Below are 23,057 nucleotides of genomic sequence, written 5' to 3' on the forward strand. Positions count from 1 at the left end.
GATGGGCTGGATGATAGCGCGGCTGGCGCAGCTGGGGGGCAAAGGAGCAGCTCAAGGCTGCTCAGGGAGCGTTAGCGCAATGCTCAATACCAGTTGGGGTCGTTTTGCAGTTGCTCAAGCAACAGCTTCTGCACCGTCTCGTCCGGCTCGCCTAACCAACGCAGGCTGGCGTGCGCGCTCGGCGCGCGGTCAGCTGGCAGACCTTCCGGCAGCTGCACATAAAGTGCGTAAGCGGCGTCTTTATCCCAGGTGAAGGCCGCGTACAGGCGCTGATTGAAGCAGTTTTGCACTTGGCACAGCTCGCCCACCAAGTACCTGTCGCCATCGTCTTCCAAGCCTTCCATGGGGCTGGCGACACCATTCAGGTTGATCACCCACTCAGGCAAGCGGCTCTCGTCCTCCACCAACGCCTGCCATGTTTGTTGGTAGGCGACATCACTGGAGAGCAGTTCATTGAGATGAAATTGCGTATCGGCGGCCAAGGCCGCCGCACTGCCACCCAGCATCAGGGCGACAAGCAGCGTCTTGAAAGGATGCATGCACACTCCTTAAAGCTTCGGCCGGCGGCCCATGATGAACGACACAATGAACAGCACCAGAAAGACCAGGAATAGAATTTTCGCGATCCCGGTGGCGGTGCCGGCGATACCACCGAAGCCCAGGACGGCGGCGATGATGGCAATGATCAGAAAGGTAATGGCCCAACTCAACATGGTGATTCTCCTTATGTAGAACACACCCCAGCGGAGGCGCTGCGGCAGAACGAAAGGGGTCACAGACACCTTCACAGGTTGACCTGCATGATTACCGGGGCAACCGTAAGAGAACTATTGCAGAGCTCATGCCAGCTTTTACGAATCGATTAAATCCATGTATTTCAATAACTTATCAAACAGATTGATCAGCCTGGAGCATGCAAGCTGCATGATCAGCCTCACTCTATCGTGCAAGTTGCATGACGGATCGAACCGCACTCATTCACCGGCGCGGCGCACGCCGTAGGTCTAAATCGTCGAGCTGCACGTAAGACCGCCGAGGCGAGTCAATCCGCTGCGCATGCACTGCGCAGCAATCAAATAAGCAACGTTAAGAAAGATGGTGTGATCTGCGAAATCAGTCGTGGTGACGTGGCAACCATAAGCTGAGCGGCGTCAGGCAGGTGCGCGGTAAGCGCTGGGGCGTGAAGACGTCTGGCCATCAGAAACTCAAACGCTGTGGTGCCTGCAGCGGTTGCTCCGAATGCCACAGCAAAGTGGCGGGATGCACCTGCGGCAAGTCGTCAAGCTGATGCTGGTCGGTGTCGGCGTTGCGCAACGCGGGCACGGTCTGAGCTGACGCTTCGGTGCAACGCTGTTCGGCACAAGGCATCGTGTTCCAGCGCTTATTGGCTCCTGCATCCAGGGCCAGCACAGCACCTTGCAGATTGCGCATCCACTGCGGCCAGACATGCTCAATTTTCCGGAGCGCGGGCCAGCCTTGGGCGTAGCGCGGCGTCGGCTCAAAGGTTGCTGCGGTGCTGGAGGAGCGAGAGGTGTCGGCGGCCAAAGCCGCCGCACTGCCGCCCAACAGCAGGGCGACAAGCAGCGTCTTGAAAGGATGCATGCACACTCCTTAAAGCTTCGGCCGGCGGCCCATGATGAACGACACAATGAACAGCACCAGAAAGACCAGGAATAGAATTTTCGCGATCCCGGTCGCGGTGCCGGCGATACCACCGAAGCCCAATATGGCAGCGATGATGGCAATAATCAGAAAGGTGATGGCCCAACCCAACATGGTGATTCTCCTTGTTTACCGGGCTGCAGCTGATGCGCAGCGATGGCGTGGCGCGGCATAGGCCGCGCCACGCATGCCTTACTGCATGGACTGCTTGAGATTACGCATGCGGTCATGGTTGGCCCGCACGGTCGGCATTTGCGCCGCAAGCAACGCATGCACATCTGGGTCAGCCTCCTGCAGTACCGCTTCGAAGGCATGCAGAATGCGGTCTTCCGCTTCCTCCAGCTGCGCCACGTAGGTGGCCTCCTCGTCGCTAACCAGTGTAGCTTTGGTGTCGGCATACACCTGACGCAACTTGCCCACCACCGTGCCGCCATCGGCGGGCTTGTGCTGGTTGGCGGCCACTTTTACCGACAACGCGCGAATCAGCTCGGTCTTGCTCTGCGACATGTCCCGGAACAGCGTCTGCAGGCGCTGGTCTTTCACTTCTTCGTGGGCATGCTGATAAAAGCGCTGACCGTCACGGGTAATTTCAATCAGCTCGTTCAGTTGCTGGATTTTGTCAGTCATGGTGACTCTCCTCTGGCTGTAACGGCGGTGGTAACCGCCTTAAAAATTGGCTGCCTGCGATTTGTGACAGCCCGCTGAATTAACTGTCGACGCGCAATGCGTCAGCATCTACACCGCGCACACCGCGAATGTTGCGTGCCGTTTCCACGGCCAATTGCTTCTCGGCGTTGCTCAGCACCTTGCCGCTCAGGTTGACCATGCCCTGCTGGGTGTCCACCGTGATGCCCAGGCCATCCAGGTTGCGGCTATAAATCAGGCTGGATTTGACCTTACTGGTGATCCACGCATCGCTGATGGCTGCAGCGGCATCATCGGCGGCGTTCTGTGCCTTGGCCGCCGAGCTGTCCGCCTTGCTCACGCTGAGCAGGTTGCTCACCTCACGCACGCCATCGGTATTGGCGGCCAGGCGGCCGGCCAGCTCTTTGGCCTCTGGGGTCTGCGCGCTACCGTTCAAAATCACCTTGCCGTTCTCGGCATCGACATTGATGTCCAAGCCCTCGGTATTGCTGTTCCACAGCAGCTTGGATTTGACGGTGGCGGCCAATGTGGCGTCTTCAAAACGCTGCGACATGCTCGGCTCGCTGCTGGCTTTGGCCTCGAACTTGGGGTCCAGCTTGAGCTGGTTGTCTACCTTGTTCACACCCTCAACACCCAGGGCAATCTGCTCAGCCAAATCACGCTCTACCGAGGTTTCCACGGTGCCGGTGATTGTCGCCGTGCCGTGCTCTACATCCACCTCAATGGCGAAGGGGTTGAGATGACGGTTGAGTGCGAATGCAGTCCACACCGAGCCTTCCTGGCGAGCCTCACTGAGCTCACGGCTCATATCACCCTCTGCGGCAAATGCGCTGAAAGGCGCCAGGCCGATCATCCCGGCGGTCGCGGTGGCCAGGGCCAGAGTCTTCAACTTATGCATGGCAGTTCCTCCAATGGATTGCAGTCGTTTAGTCGCCTGGGCGACTTCCCCCTTACCATCGCAAGCCCTGTGCCAGCATTTAACCGATCATTAAATTCATAAAAATCAATCAGTTATAGGAGATCGGCGAGCCACACCAGTATGCAAGCTGCATGATTGGCTATTCTGCGCCGTGCAACTTGCACGACAGATCGCGGACTAACCCTCGGCACCCTCAGCTAAGGAGAGCAGTATGGACACCCCTTCACAGCCGCTTGGCCGCATCCTCTTGGTCGATGACGAACCCGCCATCCTGCGCACCTTTCGTTACTGCCTGGAAGACGAGGGCTATCAGGTCAGTACGGCCAACAGCGCAGCCCAAGCCGACGCGTTATTGCTGCGGCAAGTATTTGATTTGTGCTTTCTCGACCTGCGTCTGGGCAACGATGACGGCATGGAAGTACTCACCCACATGCGCGTGCAAGCACCGTGGATGCGCGTGGTGATGATTACCGCGCACTCGGCGATAGACACCGCCGTGGACGCGATCCAGGCGGGCGCGGCCGATTACCTGGTCAAGCCCTGCAGCCCTGAGCAGCTGCGCCTGGCCGCGAGTAAACAGCTAGAAGCGCGGCAACTGGCCGAGCGTCTGGAGCACTTGGAAGGTCATGCACGTAAGCCCGGCGAGGGCCTGGACTCAGAAAATCCGGCCATGATGACGGTGCTGCAAACGGCGAAGCAGGTCGCCGACACTGACGCCAACATCCTGATTCTCGGCGAATCCGGCACCGGTAAAGGTGAATTGGCCCAGGCCATCCACGGCTGGAGCAAGCGCGCGAAAAAGTCCTGCGTGACCATCAACTGCCCGTCCTTGAGCGCCGAATTGATGGAGAGCGAACTGTTCGGGCATAACCGCGGCTCCTTTACCGGCGCTACCGAAAGCACCCAGGGCCGGGTCAGCCAGGCCGATGGCGGCACCCTGTTTCTCGATGAAATCGGTGACTTCCCGCTGCCCCTGCAACCGAAGCTGCTGCGCTTTATCCAGGACAAGGTGTACGAACGCATTGGCGACCCGCAAACCCGCCAGGCGGATGTGCGCATCCTCGCGGCGACCAACCTCAACCTCGACGAAATGGCCAAGAATGGTCAGTTTCGCGAAGACCTGCTCTACCGCCTGAATGTAATCACCCTGACACTGCCTGCATTGCGCGAGCGCCACGAAGACATCATGGTGCTGGCCGAGCGTTTTCTCGCCCGTTTTGTTAACGACTATGCCCGCCCCGCACGGGCCTTCAGCGATGAAGCGCGCGCGGCGCTGCTCAGCTATGCCTGGCCGGGCAACATTCGTGAACTGCGCAATGTGGTCGAGCGCGCCAGCATCCTCTGTGCAGAAGAGCAGGTGCAGGTCAGCCACTTGGGGCTCAGCCTTAATAGCGAACTGCACAGCCCCCATGCCGGCGCTGATATGAGCCTGGAGGCATTGGAAAAAGCCCATATCAGCGCGGTGCTGGCCAATAGCGGCACCCTTGATCAAGCGGCCAAAACACTGGGCATCGACGCCTCAACGCTGTACCGCAAACGCAAGCAGCTCGACCTATGAGGTTACGCAACCAGCTGTTTATCAGCGGCGGGGCCTTGGTCACTGCCGCCTTGATCGGGTTGTTGCTGGGTATGTTCAGCGTCTGGCAGCTGAACAAAACCCAGAACCAAACCATGACCCGCAACATGAGCATCATTGATGCCTCACTCGGGCTGCGCCAGGAGATGGGCTCTCAGGTACTGCTGATGATTGCCGACAAACTCGACCGGCAAGCATTGAAGGAGTCGGACGCACGCTTCCATGAATGGCTACAGAAAGCCGCTGATGGTGCGCTGAATAGCAACGATCGCCAGGCCGTGATCGAGATTGAGCGCACGTATGGTATTTACCAAAAGTTTCTCGACTCGCCGGCAGAAGTACGCCGTCACCTGCTCAAGGATGACGACTTCACCCTGGCCCTGCGCGCGCTCCGTGACCGCATCAACGCCATGCAAATGCACTACGTCAGCCAGGTACAGCTTGAGCAGCAGAACGTCCGTGAGCGCACCTGGCTGATTACTGCACTGCTCGGCCTGATCGGCCTGGCAGTATTACTGATCAGCTTTGTCACGGCGCACAGCGTTGCCCGCCGGCTTGGCCGACCGATTGAGGAACTGGCCGTTGCCGCGGACCAGATCGGCCGTGGCAACTTTCACGTCAACCTGCCCACTCCCCCGGTCACCGAAATCGCTTCATTAAGCCGGCGCTTCGGGTTAATGGCCGAAGCGCTGCGGGCCTTCAAAAACAGTGATATCCAGGCCCTGCAAACCGAACAGCAACGCCTTAACGCGGTACTCGACAGCATCGACGACGGCCTGCTGATTTTCGATCGCCAAGGCAACGTCGAGCATTTCAACCCCGTGGCGCAGCGCCAGTTAGCCTGGGACGAAAGCCAGCTCGGCCAACAAGCGGCGCTGACGCTGCAGCACTCAGATTTACAAACCCAGCTGTACCGCGTGCTGCAAGGCAAACCGCTGGAACAGGCGCTGGAAGACCTGCAAGTCGATATCGATGGCGAACAACGCCTGCTGGCCTACAGCCTGGCCGCGGTCAGCCACGACGGCGAACAACCGACTGGCGCGGTAATGGTGCTGCGCGATGTTACCGAACAGCGCACCTTCGAACGGGTACGCAGCGAGTTTGTACTGCGTGCCTCGCATGAACTGCGCACACCGGTCACCGGCATGCTGATGGCGTTCTCCCTGCTGCAGGAGCGCCTGAAATTCCCCGAAGCAAGCCGCGAGGCTGACCTGCTCAGCACTGTGGATGAAGAAATGCAGCGCCTGTTGCGCCTGATCAATGACCTGCTGAATTTCTCCCGCTACCAGAACGGCCTGCAAAGCCTTGAGCGGGTCGAATGCAGCATTGAGCCGCTGCTACGCCTGGCCCAGCAGCGCTTTGCCGTGCAAGCGGCGGAGTTACAGGTGGCGCTGCATTACCAAGTAGACGATCAACTACCGTTGCTGCTGATCGACCCCCTGCAAATCGAACGGGTACTCGACAACCTGATCGGCAACGCCTTGCGTCACAGCCATCCGGGCGGCACGGTGCACTTGCGCGCCCGCAAGCAGGATGAGCGGGTCGAGCTGAGCGTAACCGACAATGGCGAAGGCATTCTGTTTCGCCAACAAGCGCGGATTTTCGAGCCGTTCGTCCAAGTCAGCCGCAAGAAGGGCGGCGCGGGCTTGGGCCTGGCGCTGTGCAAGGAGATCGTGCAGTTGCACGGTGGTTATATCGGGGTGAAATCACGGGTCGGTCAGGGCACACAGTTCTACATACTGCTGCCAGCTTAACCACAATGACCGCGCCTCAACCTCTGGTGCCTGACATGCTTGGGCGCAAGCCAAGCCGCGCAGCACAGTCGCGGCTGACTCCAGGCAATAAGAAACGCCGCCCCACAGGCGGCGTTTCTCAGCAGTCCGGCGACTCGCGGTAGCTCATCAACCGTTCAGCTTAAGTCGCGCGCTGCCGGCCTAATGGCCAGCCGCACTCTTGACCAGCGGCACTTCTTTGCCTTCAGCATCGAACAGCTTGCCACCTTTGAAGTAGTCGCCGTCGTTCAGTGCGGCAATGTCCTGATAGCACAGGGTGCGCTCGCTACCGGCAACGAATACCGACTGGCGATCCGAGTTACCGGCCTTGAAGTGGTTGAACAGCAGGTTGAGCGCAATGGCCATGATCGCTGCCGAGCTGATGCCCGAATGGAAAATGGTTTCGAACCAGGCCGGGAACTGGTGATAGAAGGCCGGCGCAGCGATTGGGATCATGCCAAAGCCAATCGAGGTGGCGACGATAATCAGGTTCATGTTGTTGCGGTAATCAACCTTGGACAGGGTACGAATACCACTCGCCGCCACGGTGCCGAACAACACCACACCCGCGCCACCCAACACTGAGGTTGGCACAGCAGCTACAAGGCGACCCATGATCGGCAGCAGGCCCAGGGTAACCAGAATCAACCCCGCCGACGCCACCACATAACGGCTCTTAACCCCGGTCACGGCCACCAAACCGACGTTCTGGGCAAACGCGCTCTGGGTGAAGGAGCCGAAGATCGGCGCGAGCATGCTGGAGATCATGTCAGCGCGCAGGCCATTGCCGAGGCGCTTGGAATCAACCTTGGTTTCGATGATGTCACCGACCGCGAGGATGTCCGCCGAGGTTTCCACCAGGGTCACGATGATCACAATCACCATGGAAATGATCGCGGCGATATGGAAGGTCGGCATACCGAAATGGAACGGCGACGGTAAGGCAAATATCGGCCCTTGCGTCACCTTGGAGAAATCCGCCATACCCAGCGCCACAGCGACCAACGTGCCGATGATCATGGCGAGCAGGATCGACAAGCGCGAGATGCTCGCACTGCCCACCTTACTCAGCAGCAACACCGTAACCAGCGTCAGCGCGGCCAGGCCGATATTGGCCATGCTGCCGAAGTCGGCGGCCTGGCTGTTACCCCCCATCGCCCACCGCGCAGCTACCGGCATCAAGGTCAGACCGATGATGGTGATGACAATGCCGTTGACCAAGGGTGGGAAGAACTTGGTGATTCGCGAAAACACCGGGGTGATCAGGAACCCAATCAACGAGGCGGCAATTACCGCGCCGAACACCGCCTGAAGACCACCTTCACCGCCGCTGCCGAGGATCGCGACCATGGTCGCCACGCCCGCAAAGGACACACCCTGTACCAGCGGCAACTGCGAACCGAAAAAGGGTAGGCCGAGGGTTTGCAGCAGGGTTGCCAGGCCACCGGCAAACAGCGAAGCCGCGATCAGCAGACCGATATCCGCCGGCGACAGACCCGCCGCCTGCCCAATGATCAGCGGCACCGCAACGATGCCGCCGTACATGGTCAGCACATGCTGCAGGCCATAGGCGAAGTTGGCTCCAATACCGAGGTTTTCGTCTTCCGGACGCTGCGTGGAGGACGGCGTAACAGGTGAAGTCGTCATGCTGAGTAACTCGCTGTTGTTCTTGTAGGTGCAATGTAGACAAATTGAAAACCTCTTGGCTACAACTTTGTATACATTCCTGCAAAAAACAACCTCAGTAGAACGCTCCATAAGCGAACAGTCTAAAAACACACGTGCACACACAAAACAACGCCGAGGCGTTCACGGCCTCGGCGTTGGTTAATAAATAGCGCTTTAGTGCTGCACTCAGTGCTGCGTTGCCATCGCGGCCAACACCACCAATAGCGCTGCCGTTTGCGCATCCGGCTCACCGTCATAGCGTGCCGGGCGGTACTTCATCTGCAGCGCGGCAATTACGTTGCGCGTGGCCTGATCCAGCTCACCATGCCTGGGCACCGCATAGCCCTGGCGGGCCAATTGCTCCTGAAACCACTGCACACTCGGCAGGCTGTGACTAAATAAGGCTTGCTGACGCGCGACCGCCTCGGCGTCTGGCCAGGGCAACAAACCGGCATCGGCGAGGCGCTTCCAGGGAAACAGTGGGCCGGGGTCAACCTTACGCTGCGGGGCAATATCGCTGTGCGCGATAATGCTGCCGAGCGGCAGCTGATGACGCTGCATGATGTCCTTGAGCAACACGATCAGGGCATCGATCTGCGCCGGCGCAAAGGGCTGCCAGTGACGCCCGTTGGGGGTGTCAGAAAACCCCTGGTTGACCAACTCGATGCCAATGGTCGTGCTATTGAGCCAGGTACGGCCTTGCCACTGACTGTCACCGGCATGCCAGGCACGGCGGTTCTCATCGACCAGACGGTAGATGGTCGCCGGTGCCTCGCCAATCAGGTAATGGCTGCTCACCTCTTCTTCGGTGAGCAATTGCAGCGAGCGCGGCAGATCGGTGGAGGTGTAGTGCAGCACGATGTACTGCACGCGGCTGTTCTGGCCAATCGCGGTGTAGCGGTCATCGATCCGTAGGGCGCTGCTGCAACCGACCAGCAATAGGGCAAAGACGCTTAAACAAAGAAATTTCATGGGCTGATATGCAACACGCTTTGCAGGTTATCCAGCAGCATGTCGACACTCAGCATGATCAACAGCATGCCCATCAGTCGCTCCACTGCGGTCAACCCGCGGGGTCCAAGAAAACGCTGCAGGAACGAGGCCTGCAACAGAATAAATGCGGTCGCGGCCCAAGCCAGCAACACCGCAGCGTACAGTTCCCAGAGCGGCCCTTCATGGGTATTGCGCAGGGTCATCAATACGGCCAGGGCGGAAGGCCCGGCCACCGCCGGGGTCGCCAGCGGCACCAGCATCGGTTCGCCATCCGGCACATCACCCAATACCCCCTGGGGACCGGGGAAAATCAGGCGCATGGCAATCACAAACAGGATGATACCGCCGGCAATCGCGGTGGCCTCCCGCGACAGGCCCAGGGCGTTGAGTACGTTGTCGCCAAAGGTAAGAAACAGCAGCAACAGGGCCAGGGCGCACAACAACTCACGGGCGGCTATCCATAAGCGGCGCTGCGCCGGGACGTTCTTCAGTGCGGCGATAAAGATGGCGATGTTGCCGAAGGGGTCGGTGACCAGAAAGATCAACGCGGCAATGCCGAAAATATCCATGACTACTCCTCTACAGATCGACAGAGTTTAATGCCTGTCACAGCAGAAAACGCCGTTGATCCTGCAAAGCAGCCACGTGGCCCGATGCCGCAGCCAAACAGCATTGCACAAAGCCGGATGCCTCTCGAGCCACACGCCGTGGCCTGAGCTGGCTTCAGCTCAGTACGACCTGATTACGCCCAGCGTCTTTGGCACGGTACAACGCCTGATCGGCCCGTTCAAACACCTGGTCGCCGCTCTCATCACTGGTAAAGGCCGCCAGACCGGCCGACAGGGTGATGGTCACCCGCTCACCGCGAAAGTGGAACGGACACTGTTCAATGCCATCGAGCAGGGTTTGCAGCAGCTGATGACCACCCTCCATAGGCGTCGAGGGAATCAGCAAGACAAACTCCTCACCGCCAAAGCGCGCAATAAAATCGGTCTTGCGCAGGCGCTTGGCCAACTCACCGGCAATGATCTTTAACACCTTGTCGCCAGCCAGGTGGCCGTAACTGTCATTGATGCGTTTGAAGTAATCGATATCCAGCACTGCCAGCAACAACTCGCCGCCATAGCGCTTCCAGCGCGCCATCTCCAGCTCCAAACGCTCGCTCCAGCCAGCGCGATTGGCCAGACCGGTAAGCGGGTCGATCAGCGCCTTCTGCCGCTGCTCTTCGAGATGATCGCGAAAGCCCTGCGCTTCCTGCTCCATATCAGCGACCTTCTGGGTCAGGCTTTGCAGGCGCAGGGCCACTTGCTCTTCCCGCCCATCGCGGTGCTGCTGGTGCTCACTGACCGTGCTGAGCAAGCCATCCAGACGTGCTTCCAGGGCGTGTTTGAGGGTCGGCAGGTCGACCGCCGTCTGCACGCTGCTCTGCAAGTCGCTGACCTGCTCACGCAGTTCCTGGTTAAAGCTGCGGGCACTCTCTACAGACTCGCTATAACCCTCATGCGCTTCGCTGAGGGTGCTGAGAAACGCTGCCAGACGTTCGTTTAGTTGCTTCAGATAGCTGGCAAAGTCACGTTGACCGCTGTCGGTGACAGCCAGCACCAGCACCGCCAAATCATCCAGCACCGAAACCAATTCGTACCAGTTCAGACCGCCCTGCACCCGCTGGCGCAAGGCTTCGCCCTGCGGCTGATGGCGCGTAGGCAGTTCCAGTTCATCGAGCAGGCCCAGCAGGCTGCCGCTGATATGCGGGGCGACGGCGCTGTAACCCGGCTCGGGTATTGGCGGCAGGGCGTAAGCCGGATCGCCCACATCGTCCATTGGCTCCGGTGTTTCAGGTGTTTCAGGTGTTTCAGGTGTTTCAGGTGTTTCAGGTGCGGCACCCTGCTCTGTCGCCGCGGCTATCTGCAACTCTAATGGCAGCTCAGACATAGGGTTTAGCCTGACTGCAGCTACCGAGGTGAGTGCAGGCTCTTCGTCAGCCGGATTCAGCAGCACCTCAGCTACCGCTGGGCGGCTCTGCGCTGGCGTTGCGGCCTGGTCAACCGTTTGCGGTTGCGCCCTATCCACCGCTGCCGGCTCGCTGGCAGCCGAGCTATCAGGTGCCGCCTCCTTGCCGCCAAACAGGCGTTGTAGCAAACCCGGGCGCGCCGTGCCGGCCTCACGCTCAATCGTCGCCAGGGCTTGCTGCTGCAAACGGCTTAACTCACCGAGCAATGTGGGCAGCTCGCGCGGCTGGCTGGCACGCTCTTCGATGCGCCTGGCAAACTGCTTCAGGGCTTTGCGCACCTCGCGCGGCGGGTCCAGGGCGAGCAACTGATCAGTCAGGCTGGCAACCCCAGACACATTCAATTCAAGTCGACTCTGACGGCTTTTCTCAGAGTCGAGCACCGCCTTTTCCAGCCGCGGAATAAGCGCCGACAGGCCGGTATCGATATCGTTGCGGCGCAAAATATCGCGCAGCTCCTGCATGCACTGGTCAACCGACTTGTCACTGCCCTCGGCCGCCAGCGAGCTGCGTACCAGCCCGCGCCTTAGCAGGTCGAGGCGTGCATCCCAGCGACGCTCGAGCTGTTCTTGCTGCTCCAGGCTTTCCAGGTACTTACTTTTCCAGCGCTGGGCATCATCGGTCATAGTCGCAGTCCACGTTCAGGGCTCAATCAGCATAGGCGTTGCAGGGCCAAAGAGTGAAGTGGGCAGGCGGATTTGCACCGCCACCGGCAAGTGATCGGAAATCGGCTGCGACAACACCTCGCAGCGCTCCAGCGGCAAGCTGGGACTGAGCAGGATATGGTCGAGGCAGCGCTGCGGTCGCCAACTGGGGAAAGTCGCCTCGATTTGCGGCGCGAACAGCTCAAGGTCACGCAGCGGCGAATACTGCAGCAGATCATTGGCATGGGTGTTCATGTCGCCCATCAGGACGATATGCCGATAGTCGCTGAGCAACTCGCGGATATAGGCTAACTGGCGAGTCCGCGTTCGCGCACCGAGGGACAGGTGCATCATCACCACGGCAACCGCATCCTGGCCTTCGCCAAGACGCAACAGCATCGCGCCGCGACCGGGTGGGCCGGGCAGCGGATGGTCTTCCAGCAAACTGGGCTGCAAACGACTCAACAGCCCATTGCTGTGCTGCGCCAGGCGGCCGAGGTTGCGGTTGAGTTGCTGGTACCAATAAGGGAAGGCACCAAGACGCGCCAGGTGCTCGACCTGATTGACGTAGCCCGAGCGCAGGCTGCCGCCGTCGACCTCCTGCAACGCCACCAGATCGAAATCCCCGAGCAGCTCGCCAATCCGTTGCAGATTGCCGCTGCGCCCGGCATGTGGCAGCAGATGCTGCCAGCTGCGCGTCAGGTAATGGTGGTAACGCTGGGTGCTGATGCCCACCTGAATATTGAAACTGAGCAGGCGCAGACTGCCATTCTGCGGCCAGTCATCCGCTGGCGGACAACATGGATTGACCCGTGCATCGCACAGGCCAATCGCCCGCTTGGCTGGCCAGCGCCTGAGCATCAACGCGTTACCCGCGTAAACCGCTTACTGTGCGGCGCGCTCTTTGGCGATCAGGTGATCGGCCACTTGCAGGGCTTGCTGTGGGCCACCCGAGCTACCGATATCGAAGCGGTATTTGCCGCCCACGATCATCACCGGCACACCCGTAATTTGGTAGGCCATACCCAGTTTCTTGGCTTTCTCCAGCTGGCTCTTCACGCCAAAGGAGTTGTAAGTCTTGAGGAAGGCATCCTTGTCGAGACCTTCAGCCGCCAGGAAGTCGGCCATCTCTTCGGGGGTGGCGAGTTTCTTGCCCTGTTTGTGGATGGCATCGAATACCGCGGCATGTACCTTGTGCTCGGCCTTCATCGCTTCGAGGGTGATAAATAGCTGGCCATGCACGTTCCACATGCCGCCGAACATGGCCGGGATGCGCACGAAGTTGACATCTTCCGGCAGTTTTTCGACCCACGGATTGATGGTCGACTCGAACTGATAGCAATGCCCACAGCCGTACCAGAACAACTCCACCACTTCGATCTTGCCAGGCTTGGAAACCGCTACCGGGTTGCTCAGCTCAACATATTGCTTGCCTGCTTCAATTGGCTCGGCATGTGCGCTCAGGCCAAATAGGCTGGCGGTGACGAGAGTGGCACTGAAAATCAGGTTACGCATGCGTTACTCCTTGGCTATAAACGGTGCGTGATGTCGAACTGAAGTTCGACCCGCATGACAGACTGGGGTTCCGTGCATTGTAGCGATGCCCACAACGAAAAAGGGTGGCCTGAGCCACCCTATTTCATTACTGCATGTCGCGGTGCTAGCGGATCAATGCAGACCCTGGATAAAGCTGGATACCGCTTCGATATCCTTGTTGCTCAGCTTGGCGGCGATCGCGCGCATGATCATGCTGTCGCCGTCATTGGTGCGGTTGCCTTCACGGAAGTCGGTCAACTGCTTAGCCACGTAAGTCGCGTGCTGACCGCCCAGCTGTGGGTAACCCGCCGCATCCAGGCCCGCGCCGTTAGGCGAATGGCAGCCGATGCAGGCCGGCATGCCTTCAGTCAGCTTGCCGCCACGGAACAACTCGCCACCACGCTCGACCAGTTTCGGGTCGGCAGCGCCAACGCTCATCTGCTGGCTGGCGAAGTAGGCGGAGATATCTTGCAGATCCTGGTCGCTAAGACCATCGAGCAGCCCGGTCATTTCCACCACAGGGCGCGCGCCGGACTTGATGTCATTCAACTGCTTGAGCAAGTAACGTTCGCCTTGCCCAGCCAGTTTCGGGAAGTTTGGGGCTGCACTGTTGCCGTCGGCACCATGGCACGCACCACATACAACCACCTTACCCTGACCAGCTTCGGCATTGCCTGCGGCCTGTGCCAGGCCGGTAATGCCCAGGGTCAACAGCAGACTCACGAGTACTTTGTTCATCAGCTAATCCAATTTGCGACTAAGAAAAGAGTTTATAAGCCCGGCTTACTCGGCCATCAATTTGATGACCGCTTGGTAATCCTCGGCCGAGCAGTCCATGCACAGACCGCGAGGCGGCATGGCATTCAGACCATTGGTGACGCTTTGCACCAGGGCATCAGTGCCCTTGGCCAAACGCGGCTCCCAAGCGGCCTTATCACCGCGTTGTGGCGCAGTGGGGATCTGACCGTTGTGGCATACACCACAGGAGCGAGCGTATACGGCTTCAGGGTCTTGTGCAGCCTGAACACTCAACGACAGCATCAATGCACTGGCTGCAATCAGCAATTTTTTCATCAGATCAACCTCATCAGGGAGGGGAACGTACTGCTTTCTATGGGCAGATGATCTAAATCGTTCCCGTGCTCACTTATCCAACAATAGGGAGAAAGCGCACACAAAATCTGCGCCATTATATACTGGCGTCATTGAAACGGAAACGACGCAGCTTGCCGCACTAAGCAACAGCAGGCAGGCTGCGCGCAAATGTCGCAAGGGCATCGCGCCTGTAACGCCACCCTACGCTCGCCTTTACGGATACCCAGATGCAACCCAAGAACCCAATTATCGGCCTGTGCCAGCAAGCCACTTTTCTTATCAGCGCCGCCAAAGTCGACCAGTGCCCGGAAGATTTCGGCCATGAAGTGGCCTTTGCCGGACGCTCCAATGCGGGTAAATCCAGCGCCCTGAATACCCTGACCCACGCCAGCCTGGCGCGCACCTCAAAGACGCCGGGGCGCACTCAGCTGCTCAACTTCTTCAAATTAGATGAAGAGCGCCGCCTGGTTGACCTCCCTGGCTATGGTTACGCCAAAGTGCCAATCCCGCTGAAACTGCACTGGCAGAAGCACCTGGAAGCCTACCTCGGCAGCCGCGAATGCCTGCGCGGACTGATGCTGATGATGGATATCCGCAAACCGCTGACTGAGTTCGATATCCTCATGCTCGATTGGTCAGCTGCCAGCGAAATGCCCATGCACATCCTCCTAACCAAAGCCGACAAGCTGGCCTTTGGCGCCGCGAAAACCGTTCTGTTAGAGGTGCGCAAGGAGATTCAGGCACGCTGGGGCGACCGCGTTAGCATCCAACTGTTCTCCGCGCCCAAGCGCATTGGCATCGAAGACGCTCAGGCCGTGCTGGCCGAATGGATGCAACTGGGTGAGTTTGCCCTGCCGGACGATCAAGAAAACCACGCCTGAATCGGCTCAGGCCCAAGGCTGGCGAGCATAAAAAAACCCCGAACTTCTATGGGGGGAGGGAAGTTCGGGGCTCAACATCTGAACCGCTAGGGCGGGGTTCAGAATCTGCCAACACTTAACACAACAAAGGAGTATCGGATGGTTGTCTAGGCCATCCATAAACTCTGAGTGGTTGAGACAAAACAAAGTTCAGGCACGCGGAATAATTAATTAGTTATAAAAACACCCGCGTCGATACTCAAAATATTACCCCGCCACCCCAGCGCTGCCGCCAGGTTGCGCGGCGCTCATCAGTGCGCTTCATCCCAATTATTGCCCACGCCCACCTCAACCAGCAGCGGCACATCCAACGCGGCGGCATTGCCCATTAACGGCTTGATCTGCTCACGCACCTGCTCGAGCAAATCCTCGCGCACTTCCAGCACCAGTTCGTCGTGCACCTGCAAGATGACTTTGGCATCCAGGCCGGATTCGCTCAGCCAGTTGTCCACCGTGACCATGGCGCGCTTGATGATGTCCGCTGCAGAACCCTGCATCGGCGCGTTGATCGCCGTGCGTTCGGCACCTTTACGCAGCGCAGGATTTTTCGCATGGATCTCCGGGAGATACAGCCGGCGGCCGAACAGCGTCTCGACATAGCCCTGCTCTGAGGCTTGCTCGCGGGTGCGCTCCATATACGCCAGCACGCCGGGATAGCGGGCAAAGTACACATCGATATAGGCCTGAGCCTGTTTACGATCACAGCCAATTTGCTTGGCCAAACCGAAGGCGCTCATGCCATAGATCAAACCGAAGTTGATCGCCTTGGCGCTGCGTCGCTGATCAGTCGTAACGTCATCCAGCGCTACACCAAACACCTCGGCGGCAGTAGCTTTGTGCACATCGCGGCCGTGGCGGAAGGCATCCAGCAAGCTCTCATCCTTGGCCAGATGGGCCATGATGCGCAGCTCGATTTGCGAATAGTCCGCCGCCAGCAGCTTGTAGCCCTTGGGCGCAACAAACGCCTGGCGAATCCGCCGCCCTTCGGCGGTGCGAATCGGGATGTTCTGCAGGTTCGGATCGGTCGACGACAAGCGCCCGGTCGCGGCCACCGCCTGGTGATAACTGGTGTGAATACGCCCGGTACGCGGGTTGATCTGCTCCGGCAGGCGGTCGGTGTAGGTGCTCTTAAGTTTGCTTAAGGAGCGGTACTGCATCAGCAGCTTGGGCAGCTCGTAGTCCTGCTCGGCCAGCTCGGCCAGCACCGCCTCGGCTGTCGATGGCTGACCTTTAGCCGTCTTGCTGATAATCGGCAGGCCGAGTTTTTCGTAGAGAATCACCCCAAGCTGCTTGGGCGAGGCGAGGTTGAACTCCTCACCGGCAATCTCGAACGCCTGACGCTCCAGCGCCACCAGTTTTTCGCCCAGCTCGTTGCTTTGCAGACCGAGCAAGTTGGCATCGACCAACGCGCCTTGCCGCTCAATTCGCGCCAGCACCGGCACCAGCGGCATTTCAATTTCGCCCAAGACCTTGGCCAGACTTGGCTCGGCATCCAGCTTGGCCCACAAGTGCTGGTGCAGACGCAGGGTGATGTCGGCATCCTCGGCGGCATAGGGTGCCGCCTGAGCCAGATCAATCTGGTCGAAGGTCAACTGTTTCGCACCCTTGCCGGCGATGTCTTCAAAGCGCACGGTGCTGTGGTCCAGGTACTTCAGCGCCAGGCTGTCCATGTCGTGACGGGTGGCGGTGGAGTCCAGCACATAGGACTCGAGCATGGTGTCGAACCTCACCCCCTGCACCTGAATCGGCGTACTGGCATTGGCGAGGATATTGATGTCGTACTTGGCGTGCTGGCCGACTTTGGCCTTGTTCGGGTCTTCGAGGATCGGCTTTAGCGCATTGAGTACCGCATCGCGGTCCAGCTGGGTCGGCACGCCCATGTAGCTGTGCGCCACCGGGATATAGGCCGCTTCGCCAGCTTTAACCGCAAACGACAACCCAACCAACTGCGCCTTTTGCGCATCCAGACCGGTGGTTTCGGTGTCGAAGGCGATCAGTTCGGCGTTACGCAGCTTCTCCAGCCAAACGTCGAACTGTGCCTGCTCGAGAATGCACTGGTAATCGCCCAGCGCCTCAGGGGCCTGAGCTTCAACCTGCGCTTCATCAGCGACCGGGGCAGCCGCTGCAACGGCAACCTCTTCGAGCACCGCCTGGGCGCTCGGCGCCAGGGCAAACAGATCATCAGCGGCCGCTTTGGCTTGCGGCTTAGCCACCGGCGCAGGATTACTGCGCAGCAGTTCATCACGCCAGGTTTTGAATTCCAGCTCGGCGTACAGCTCGACCAAAGCAGGCACATCCATCGCAGCCGGGTGCAGCGACTCGATCTCGATATTCAGCGGTACATCCAGCTTGATGGTCGCCAGGGCGTAGGACAGGTACGCCATGTCCTTATGCTCGGCGAGCTTGGCGGGCAGAGTCTTGGCCCCACGAATAGGCAGCCCCGGCACCTTGTCGAGGTTGGCGTAGAGCACATCCAGGCCGCCGCCAATACCGACCAGCAAGCCCAGCGCGGTCTTCTCACCCACACCCGGCACGCCGGGAATGTTGTCGACCTTGTCACCCATCAGCGCCAGGTAGTCGATGATCAGCTCAGGACCGACACCAAACTTGGTTTTCACGCCCTCGATGTCGTAAACGCTGCCGGTCATGGTGTTGACCAGCGTCACGTGCGGGCACACCAGCTGAGCCATGTCCTTGTCGCCGGTGGAGATCACCACATCGCGACCTTCGGCGGCGCACTGGCGGGCCAGCGTGCCGATGACGTCATCGGCCTCGACGCCCTCAACGCACAGCAGCGGATAGCCCATGGCCTTAACGCTGGCGTGCAGCGGCTCAACTTGCACGCGCAAGTCGTCCGGCATCGAGGGGCGATTGGCCTTGTAGTCGGCAAACATTTCATCGCGAAACGTCCCGCCCTTGGCGTCGAACACCACGGCAAACGGGCTTTTCGGGTACTGCTTGCGCAGGCTCTTGAGCATATTCAGCACGCCCTTCACCGCCCCTGTGGGCAAGCCCTTGGAGGTGGTCAGCGGCGGCAGGGCATGGAAGGCGCGGTAAAGATAGGAAGAACCGTCAACCAAGACTAAAGGGCTTTGACTCATGAGCAGGATCAACCTTTTCGGCGGGGGCGGCGGTAGAATGGCCACACCATTGAAAGCAAAGGGACAAGGTTACCATGCGCACACTCAATCGCCTGTTGCTGGCCAGCCTGCTGGCATTCACCACGCTTGCCGTCCAAGCCGAAGACCCAGTCTCGGCAGACCCGGATGTAACCATTCGCCAGGACGGCGACCGCACCATTCAGGAATACCGGGTTAACGGTTTTCTGTACGCCGTCAAAGTCATCCCCAAAGGCGGCAAGCCGTACTTTCTGGTGCGCGCCGATGGCAGTGATGGCAACTTTGTTCGTTCGGACAGCCCGGATATGTTGATTCCGGCCTGGGAAATTTTCAGCTGGTAATAAGGCAGTTCAGTCATGTCGGTGTTTACCCCGCTTGAGCGCCACGAGCTCGAGACGTTTCTCGCCCCCTATAACCTGGGTCGCCTGCGCGACTTCCAGGGTATTGCCGCGGGTAGCGAGAACAGTAATTTCTTCGTCAGCCTGGAGCAGGGCGAGTTTGTTCTGACCCTGATCGAGCGGGGCCCAAGCGCCGACCTTCCGTTCTTTATCGAGCTGCTCGACGTGCTGCATGACGCCGGCTTGCCCGTGCCTTATGCCCTGCGCACCAGCGACGGCGAGGCATTGCGCAGCCTCGCGGAGAAGCCGGCGCTGCTCCAGCCGCGCTTGGCCGGCAAGCATGTGCAGGCCGCTAACCCGCATCATTGCCAGGAAGTCGGCACACTGCTGGCGCGCATCCACCTGGCCACCCACGCCCAACCGCTGCCGCGCAAAAGTGATCGCGGCTTAGCCTGGATGCTGGCCGAAGGACCCAGCCTGGCCTTACAACTGCCCGATGAGCAACTGCCGCTGCTGCGTGATGCACTGGCGGAAATTCACGGCCTCACGGCGCACATCCAGGCCTTGCCACAAGCCAACCTGCATGCCGACTTGTTCCGCGACAACGTACTGTTCGACGGCAACCATCTGGCCGGGGTGATCGACTTCTACAATGCCTGCTGCGGGCCGATGCTCTACGACCTGGCGATCGCCCTGAATGACTGGTGCTCGCATGCAGATGGCAGCCTCGATCACAAGCGCGCTCAGGTCCTGCTCGGTGCTTATGCGGCGCTGCGACCCTTTACTGCAGCGGAAGCCGAACTATGGCCGGCGATGCTGCGTATCGCCTGCGTGCGCTTCTGGCTGTCACGGCTGATTGCCGCCGAGTCCTTCGCCGGGCAAGAGGTGTTGATCCATGATCCGAATGAGTTCCAGCGCCGCCTGGCGCAGCGCCAACAGGTCGATTTGGGCCTGCCATTCGCCTTCTAGCAAGCCAGCCTGCTATTACAACGCCTCTAAACAACCCGCCAGTTCACCCGCGAGGTTTTCCAGCAACGCCGTATAACCCTGCGCATCGACCGCCATGGCACCGCCCATGGCATCCAACTCGGCCAGGGTGACTGGCAAACCCGCACTCAGGGTTTGCGCCAGGCGCGGGCGCAACGGTGGCTCGCTGAACACGCAGGTCGGCCCCGCTTGCTGCAAGCGCTCACGCATGGCGGCAACATGCTGGGCGCCGGGCTGCACTTCACCGAGTACGCTCAACACGCCAGCGTGGCTGAGCCCGTAAGCAGCCTCGAAGTAATCATAGGTTTCGTGGAATACAAAGTACGGCTTGCCCTTCAAACCGGCCAGACGGGTTTGCAAGCGCTGATCCAGCGCGTCCAACCGCCCAGCAAACACCTCGACATTGGCCTGGTAACGCGCCGCATTGGCGGGATCGACCAGCGCCAAATCGGCTGCCATCTTGCCGGCAATAACCCGGGCATTGGCCGGCAACAACCACAGGTGGGCATCCAGACTCCCGGGGCGGTGCGCATGGTCATGCTGATCGGCGGCGGTGCTCGCGTGATCTGCGTGATCTGCGTGATCTGCGTGATCATCATGCTCGGTGTGTTGCGCCGGTCTATCGCCGAAATGGCGCAGGCTCATGCCTGGCAGATCCTGCACCGCCACACTGGCTTTATCGCGACCGGCCAATACCCGCGGCAAAAAGCTCTCTAGATCAGGGCCAATCCAGTACAGCAGGTCGGCATCGCGCACCCGGCGCACATCGGAGGGACGCAGCGCGTAATGGTGCGGGGAGGCGCCCGGCGGCAGCAGCACGTCCGGCTGACCCACCCCGTCCTGCACTGCCGCCGCAATCAGTTGCAGCGGTTTGATGCTGGTCAGCACACGCACCGAGGCCTCGCTCTGGGCAACAGCGCTGAAAGAAAGAGTGGCGAACAACAGGCACGCAGCAGAAAAAAGACGCAACACGGGAACACTCATAGGCAAAGGAACAGGTAATATAATAACGTCTCTTAGCCAATTCGTCGTTGCCCATGACTCAAGCGCCCCTGGCCTCACGCCCACACGACCACTCCCACTGCGTCAGCCACGCCCTGGCTGAAGCAGAAAGCATCTGCACGCGCCAAGGTCTGCGCCTGACCGCCTTGCGTAAACGCGTGCTGGAACTGGTCTGGCACAGCCATAAGCCGCTGGGTGCCTATGACATTCTTGGCGTATTGAGTGAAGAGGACGGTCGCCGCGCCGCGCCGCCAACGGTCTATCGGGCGCTGGACTTCCTCTTGGAAAACGGCCTGGTGCATCGCATTGCTTCGCTCAACGCTTTTATCGGCTGTAGCCATCCAGAGCATCCGCACCAAGGCCAGTTTCTGATCTGTCGAGCCTGCAGTGCGGCCATCGAGCTGGAACAAGCCGTCATCAGCAACGCCATTGTCAGCTCCGCAGCGGCGGTCGGCTTCGTCGTCGAAAGCCAAACCGTGGAAGTGGTTGGGCTGTGCGCTGGCTGCCGGGAGCACGCATGAGTGATGCGCTGATCCGCCTCGAAGGCGTCGGCGTGACCTTCGCCGGGCAAAACGTGCTGCACGATGTGCAACTGAGCGTGAAGCCCGGCGAAATTGTCACCCTGATCGGCCCCAATGGTGCCGGTAAAACCACCCTGGTTCGCGCCGTACTCGGCCTGCTCAAACCCCACAGCGGCAGCGTCTGGCGCAAAACCAAGCTGCGCATCGGCTATATGCCGCAAAAGTTGCATGTGGATGCCACCTTACCGCTCTCGGTGCTGCGCTTTCTGCGCCTGGTGCCGGGGGTTGATCGCCCCCGCGCACAAGCGGCGCTGGCCGAAGTCGGCGCCGAACAGGTGATCGACAGCCCGCTGCAAAGCATCTCCGGCGGCGAACTGCAGCGTGTACTGCTGGCCCGTGCACTGCTGCGCGAACCGGAATTGCTGGTCTTGGATGAGCCGGTACAGGGCGTCGATGTCGCCGGTCAGGCCGAGCTGTACCGGCTGATCACCCAACTGCGTGACCGTTATGGCTGCGGGGTGCTGATGGTCTCCCACGACTTGCACCTGGTGATGAGCACCACCGACCAGGTGGTTTGCCTGAACCGCCACGTCTGCTGTTCCGGGCATCCGGAGCAAGTCAGCTTTGATCCGGCCTTCGTCGAACTGTTCGGCCAGGATGCCAAGAGCCTGGCGATCTACACCCACCACCACGACCATGAGCACGACCTGCATGGCGCGGTGGTCAGCGAAAACACCTCTGGCCTGAGCATTAAAGGCCCGGTTAAACCGCACATTCACGGAGATGGCTGCAAGCATGGCTGATTTTCTACTCAACGCCCTGCTCGCCGGCCTGGCCCTGGCGCTGGTGGCCGGGCCGCTCGGCTCCTTCGTGGTGTGGCGGCGCATGGCCTATTTCGGCGACACCCTGTCCCACGCCGCACTGCTCGGCGTGGCGCTCGGGCTGATGCTGGACGTCAGCCCGACCCTGGCGGTGACGGTCGGCTGCGTGCTCCTGGCGACCCTGCTGGTCACCCTGCAAAGCCGCCAACCGCTGGCCTCCGACACCCTGCTCGGCATCCTCGCCCATAGCACCTTGTCCCTAGGCTTGGTGGTACTAAGCTTTATGCAGGACGTGCGCATCGACCTGATGGGTTACCTGTTCGGCGACCTGCTGGCTGTCGGCCCGACTGACCTGGCCTGGATCGTTGGCGGCAGCGCGCTGGTGCTGGTGCTACTGGCAGTGCTATGGCGGCCCTTGCTGGCGATTACCGTGCATGAAGAGCTGGCCAAGGTCGAAGGCCTGCCGGTGGCGGCGATTCGCTTGAGCCTGATGCTGTTGATCGCCGTGGTGATTGCCGTGGCGATGAAGATAGTCGGCGTGCTGCTGATCACGTCCCTGCTGATCATCCCCGCCGCCGCCGCCCAGCGTCACGCGCGCACCCCGGAGCAGATGGCGTTCGGTGCCAGCCTGCTGGGCATTGTCGCGGTGTGTGGCGGCCTGAGCCTGTCGTGGTTTCAGGACACCCCGGCCGGGCCTTCGATTGTGGTTACCGCCGCCGGCCTATTTTTGCTTTCTTTTGCCTTACCGCGGCGCACCGCCTGAACTGTTGGTGATGCCGTCGAGCGCAGTGTAAACTTGCACGTTTTTTGCTCAACCCGAGACGCGCAGCA

At 60.0% G+C, this 23,057-nt stretch carries 24 protein-coding genes; 8 read left to right on the forward strand and 16 right to left on the reverse strand.

Annotation, left to right across the window (positions count from 1 at the left end):
• Nucleotides 1–83: 83 nt before the first annotated feature.
• The 6 genes from Q0V31_RS05325 to Q0V31_RS05350 all read right to left on the reverse strand — a co-directional run bounded on the left by Q0V31_RS05325 (nucleotide 84) and on the right by Q0V31_RS05350 (nucleotide 3,205).
• Entirely contained in the window at nucleotides 84–539 is a 456-nt protein-coding gene (locus tag Q0V31_RS05325; RefSeq protein WP_298185284.1) for an inhibitor of vertebrate lysozyme family protein, read from the reverse strand.
• Between the two features lie 9 nt (nucleotides 540–548).
• Nucleotides 549–713 (reverse strand): DUF1328 domain-containing protein, encoded by a 165-nt coding sequence (locus Q0V31_RS05330; RefSeq protein WP_088276880.1) that lies wholly within the window; start codon nucleotides 711–713, stop codon nucleotides 549–551.
• A 484-nt stretch (nucleotides 714–1,197) separates the two neighbouring features.
• The gene (locus Q0V31_RS05335) at nucleotides 1,198–1,602 is read right to left on the reverse strand and encodes a hypothetical protein (protein ID WP_298185294.1); all 405 of its coding nucleotides are present in this window, start codon (nucleotides 1,600–1,602) and stop codon (nucleotides 1,198–1,200) included.
• A gap of 9 nt (nucleotides 1,603–1,611) precedes the next feature.
• Nucleotides 1,612–1,776: a DUF1328 domain-containing protein gene (locus Q0V31_RS05340; protein WP_298185297.1), complete on the reverse strand. Its 165-nt coding sequence runs from the start codon at nucleotides 1,774–1,776 to the stop codon at nucleotides 1,612–1,614.
• A gap of 78 nt (nucleotides 1,777–1,854) precedes the next feature.
• On the reverse strand, nucleotides 1,855–2,289 hold the full coding sequence (locus tag Q0V31_RS05345; RefSeq protein ID WP_298185300.1) for a PA2169 family four-helix-bundle protein: 435 nt from the start codon (nucleotides 2,287–2,289) through the stop codon (nucleotides 1,855–1,857).
• A 79-nt stretch (nucleotides 2,290–2,368) separates the two neighbouring features.
• Nucleotides 2,369–3,205, reverse strand: coding sequence for a BON domain-containing protein (locus Q0V31_RS05350; protein WP_298185303.1), 837 nt, complete (start codon nucleotides 3,203–3,205; stop codon nucleotides 2,369–2,371).
• A gap of 232 nt (nucleotides 3,206–3,437) precedes the next feature.
• Between Q0V31_RS05350 and algB the strand changes: the two genes are divergently transcribed.
• On the forward strand, nucleotides 3,438–4,784 hold the full coding sequence (gene algB / locus Q0V31_RS05355) for a sigma-54-dependent response regulator transcription factor AlgB (protein WP_298185305.1): 1,347 nt from the start codon (nucleotides 3,438–3,440) through the stop codon (nucleotides 4,782–4,784).
• Nucleotides 4,781–6,556: an ATP-binding protein gene (locus Q0V31_RS05360; RefSeq protein WP_298185307.1), complete on the forward strand. Its 1,776-nt coding sequence runs from the start codon at nucleotides 4,781–4,783 to the stop codon at nucleotides 6,554–6,556. The genes algB and Q0V31_RS05360 overlap by 4 nt, the downstream gene beginning before the upstream one ends.
• A 180-nt stretch (nucleotides 6,557–6,736) precedes the next feature.
• Here the strand turns inward: Q0V31_RS05360 and Q0V31_RS05365 are convergent, their stop codons facing one another.
• The 8 genes from Q0V31_RS05365 to Q0V31_RS05400 form a co-directional block, all read right to left on the reverse strand.
• Nucleotides 6,737–8,221, reverse strand: a complete 1,485-nt coding sequence (locus Q0V31_RS05365; RefSeq protein WP_298185309.1) for a nucleobase:cation symporter-2 family protein — start codon at nucleotides 8,219–8,221, stop codon at nucleotides 6,737–6,739.
• A 207-nt stretch (nucleotides 8,222–8,428) separates the two neighbouring features.
• Nucleotides 8,429–9,214 carry an N-acetylmuramoyl-L-alanine amidase gene (locus Q0V31_RS05370; protein WP_298185311.1) on the reverse strand — a complete coding sequence of 262 codons (786 nt, stop codon included), beginning with the start codon at nucleotides 9,212–9,214 and terminating at the stop codon, nucleotides 8,429–8,431.
• Nucleotides 9,211–9,804: a MarC family protein gene (locus Q0V31_RS05375; RefSeq protein WP_298185314.1), complete on the reverse strand. Its 594-nt coding sequence runs from the start codon at nucleotides 9,802–9,804 to the stop codon at nucleotides 9,211–9,213. The genes Q0V31_RS05370 and Q0V31_RS05375 overlap by 4 nt, the downstream gene beginning before the upstream one ends.
• Nucleotides 9,805–9,958: 154 nt before the next feature.
• The gene (locus Q0V31_RS05380) at nucleotides 9,959–11,869 is read right to left on the reverse strand and encodes a diguanylate cyclase (protein ID WP_298185315.1); all 1,911 of its coding nucleotides are present in this window, start codon (nucleotides 11,867–11,869) and stop codon (nucleotides 9,959–9,961) included.
• A gap of 15 nt (nucleotides 11,870–11,884) precedes the next feature.
• Nucleotides 11,885–12,748 (reverse strand): endonuclease/exonuclease/phosphatase family protein, encoded by an 864-nt coding sequence (locus Q0V31_RS05385; RefSeq protein WP_298185317.1) that lies wholly within the window; start codon nucleotides 12,746–12,748, stop codon nucleotides 11,885–11,887.
• 24 nt (nucleotides 12,749–12,772) lie between these two features.
• Nucleotides 12,773–13,402, reverse strand: coding sequence for a thiol:disulfide interchange protein DsbA/DsbL (locus Q0V31_RS05390; RefSeq protein WP_298185319.1), 630 nt, complete (start codon nucleotides 13,400–13,402; stop codon nucleotides 12,773–12,775).
• 153 nt (nucleotides 13,403–13,555) lie between these two features.
• Complete coding sequence (locus Q0V31_RS05395; RefSeq protein ID WP_298185322.1) at nucleotides 13,556–14,161, reverse strand: c-type cytochrome; 606 nt, start codon at nucleotides 14,159–14,161, stop codon at nucleotides 13,556–13,558.
• A gap of 45 nt (nucleotides 14,162–14,206) precedes the next feature.
• The gene (locus Q0V31_RS05400) at nucleotides 14,207–14,497 is read right to left on the reverse strand and encodes a c-type cytochrome (protein WP_298185325.1); all 291 of its coding nucleotides are present in this window, start codon (nucleotides 14,495–14,497) and stop codon (nucleotides 14,207–14,209) included.
• Between the two features lie 248 nt (nucleotides 14,498–14,745).
• Between Q0V31_RS05400 and yihA the strand changes: the two genes are divergently transcribed.
• Nucleotides 14,746–15,399, forward strand: a complete 654-nt coding sequence (gene yihA / locus Q0V31_RS05405; protein ID WP_298185327.1) for a ribosome biogenesis GTP-binding protein YihA/YsxC — start codon at nucleotides 14,746–14,748, stop codon at nucleotides 15,397–15,399.
• A 290-nt stretch (nucleotides 15,400–15,689) separates the two neighbouring features.
• On the opposite strand, the gene polA is transcribed toward yihA, so the two are convergent.
• On the reverse strand, nucleotides 15,690–18,539 hold the full coding sequence (gene polA, locus Q0V31_RS05410; protein ID WP_298185329.1) for a DNA polymerase I: 2,850 nt from the start codon (nucleotides 18,537–18,539) through the stop codon (nucleotides 15,690–15,692).
• Between the two features lie 74 nt (nucleotides 18,540–18,613).
• Here polA and Q0V31_RS05415 point away from each other — a divergent pair, with 74 nt between their 5' ends.
• Together Q0V31_RS05415 and Q0V31_RS05420 are read left to right on the forward strand one after the other, a co-directional pair.
• Nucleotides 18,614–18,898 (forward strand): DUF2782 domain-containing protein, encoded by a 285-nt coding sequence (locus tag Q0V31_RS05415; RefSeq protein ID WP_298185331.1) that lies wholly within the window; start codon nucleotides 18,614–18,616, stop codon nucleotides 18,896–18,898.
• Between the two features lie 15 nt (nucleotides 18,899–18,913).
• Entirely contained in the window at nucleotides 18,914–19,864 is a 951-nt protein-coding gene (locus tag Q0V31_RS05420) for a homoserine kinase (RefSeq protein ID WP_298185334.1), read from the forward strand.
• Between the two features lie 15 nt (nucleotides 19,865–19,879).
• Here the strand turns inward: Q0V31_RS05420 and znuA are convergent, their stop codons facing one another.
• Nucleotides 19,880–20,866 (reverse strand): zinc ABC transporter substrate-binding protein ZnuA, encoded by a 987-nt coding sequence (gene znuA / locus Q0V31_RS05425; protein ID WP_298185336.1) that lies wholly within the window; start codon nucleotides 20,864–20,866, stop codon nucleotides 19,880–19,882.
• A 53-nt stretch (nucleotides 20,867–20,919) separates the two neighbouring features.
• Between znuA and Q0V31_RS05430 the strand changes: the two genes are divergently transcribed.
• Genes Q0V31_RS05430 through znuB form a run of 3 tightly spaced genes read left to right on the forward strand, consistent with a single transcriptional unit; the run spans nucleotide 20,920 to nucleotide 22,989 of the window.
• Nucleotides 20,920–21,405, forward strand: a complete 486-nt coding sequence (locus Q0V31_RS05430) for a Fur family transcriptional regulator (protein ID WP_298185338.1) — start codon at nucleotides 20,920–20,922, stop codon at nucleotides 21,403–21,405.
• Nucleotides 21,402–22,208, forward strand: coding sequence for a zinc ABC transporter ATP-binding protein ZnuC (znuC, locus tag Q0V31_RS05435; protein WP_298185340.1), 807 nt, complete (start codon nucleotides 21,402–21,404; stop codon nucleotides 22,206–22,208). The genes Q0V31_RS05430 and znuC overlap by 4 nt, the downstream gene beginning before the upstream one ends.
• Complete coding sequence (gene znuB / locus Q0V31_RS05440) at nucleotides 22,201–22,989, forward strand: zinc ABC transporter permease subunit ZnuB (protein WP_298185342.1); 789 nt, start codon at nucleotides 22,201–22,203, stop codon at nucleotides 22,987–22,989. Before znuC ends, znuB begins: the two co-directional genes overlap by 8 nt.
• Nucleotides 22,990–23,057 lie beyond the last annotated feature (68 nt).

Origin of the sequence: uncultured Pseudomonas sp., assembly GCF_943846705.1 — a bacterium.
Taxonomy (GTDB): domain Bacteria; phylum Pseudomonadota; class Gammaproteobacteria; order Pseudomonadales; family Pseudomonadaceae; genus Aquipseudomonas.

Excerpts from the sequence above, each read along its gene's own strand:
- znuC (WP_298185340.1), top strand. The coding sequence starts at position 21,402 with ATGAGTGATGCGCTGATCCGCCTCGAAGGCGTCGGCGTGACCTTCGCC.
- polA (WP_298185329.1), bottom strand. The coding sequence starts at position 18,539 with ATGAGTCAAAGCCCTTTAGTCTTGGTTGACGGTTCTTCCTATCTTTAC.
- Q0V31_RS05390 (WP_298185319.1), bottom strand. The coding sequence starts at position 13,402 with ATGCGTAACCTGATTTTCAGTGCCACTCTCGTCACCGCCAGCCTATTT.
- znuB (WP_298185342.1), top strand. The coding sequence starts at position 22,201 with ATGGCTGATTTTCTACTCAACGCCCTGCTCGCCGGCCTGGCCCTGGCG.
- Q0V31_RS05335 (WP_298185294.1), bottom strand. The coding sequence starts at position 1,602 with ATGCATCCTTTCAAGACGCTGCTTGTCGCCCTGCTGTTGGGCGGCAGT.
- Q0V31_RS05420 (WP_298185334.1), top strand. The coding sequence starts at position 18,914 with ATGTCGGTGTTTACCCCGCTTGAGCGCCACGAGCTCGAGACGTTTCTC.
- Q0V31_RS05395 (WP_298185322.1), bottom strand. The coding sequence starts at position 14,161 with ATGAACAAAGTACTCGTGAGTCTGCTGTTGACCCTGGGCATTACCGGC.
- yihA (WP_298185327.1), top strand. The coding sequence starts at position 14,746 with ATGCAACCCAAGAACCCAATTATCGGCCTGTGCCAGCAAGCCACTTTT.
- Q0V31_RS05350 (WP_298185303.1), bottom strand. The coding sequence starts at position 3,205 with ATGCATAAGTTGAAGACTCTGGCCCTGGCCACCGCGACCGCCGGGATG.
- Q0V31_RS05385 (WP_298185317.1), bottom strand. The coding sequence starts at position 12,748 with ATGCTCAGGCGCTGGCCAGCCAAGCGGGCGATTGGCCTGTGCGATGCA.
- Q0V31_RS05370 (WP_298185311.1), bottom strand. The coding sequence starts at position 9,214 with ATGAAATTTCTTTGTTTAAGCGTCTTTGCCCTATTGCTGGTCGGTTGC.
- Q0V31_RS05325 (WP_298185284.1), bottom strand. The coding sequence starts at position 539 with ATGCATCCTTTCAAGACGCTGCTTGTCGCCCTGATGCTGGGTGGCAGT.
- algB (WP_298185305.1), top strand. The coding sequence starts at position 3,438 with ATGGACACCCCTTCACAGCCGCTTGGCCGCATCCTCTTGGTCGATGAC.
- Q0V31_RS05340 (WP_298185297.1), bottom strand. The coding sequence starts at position 1,776 with ATGTTGGGTTGGGCCATCACCTTTCTGATTATTGCCATCATCGCTGCC.
- Q0V31_RS05330 (WP_088276880.1), bottom strand. The coding sequence starts at position 713 with ATGTTGAGTTGGGCCATTACCTTTCTGATCATTGCCATCATCGCCGCC.
- Q0V31_RS05360 (WP_298185307.1), top strand. The coding sequence starts at position 4,781 with ATGAGGTTACGCAACCAGCTGTTTATCAGCGGCGGGGCCTTGGTCACT.
- Q0V31_RS05365 (WP_298185309.1), bottom strand. The coding sequence starts at position 8,221 with ATGACGACTTCACCTGTTACGCCGTCCTCCACGCAGCGTCCGGAAGAC.
- Q0V31_RS05380 (WP_298185315.1), bottom strand. The coding sequence starts at position 11,869 with ATGACCGATGATGCCCAGCGCTGGAAAAGTAAGTACCTGGAAAGCCTG.
- Q0V31_RS05415 (WP_298185331.1), top strand. The coding sequence starts at position 18,614 with ATGCGCACACTCAATCGCCTGTTGCTGGCCAGCCTGCTGGCATTCACC.
- Q0V31_RS05345 (WP_298185300.1), bottom strand. The coding sequence starts at position 2,289 with ATGACTGACAAAATCCAGCAACTGAACGAGCTGATTGAAATTACCCGT.
- Q0V31_RS05400 (WP_298185325.1), bottom strand. The coding sequence starts at position 14,497 with ATGAAAAAATTGCTGATTGCAGCCAGTGCATTGATGCTGTCGTTGAGT.
- Q0V31_RS05375 (WP_298185314.1), bottom strand. The coding sequence starts at position 9,804 with ATGGATATTTTCGGCATTGCCGCGTTGATCTTTCTGGTCACCGACCCC.
- znuA (WP_298185336.1), bottom strand. The coding sequence starts at position 20,866 with ATGAGTGTTCCCGTGTTGCGTCTTTTTTCTGCTGCGTGCCTGTTGTTC.
- Q0V31_RS05430 (WP_298185338.1), top strand. The coding sequence starts at position 20,920 with ATGACTCAAGCGCCCCTGGCCTCACGCCCACACGACCACTCCCACTGC.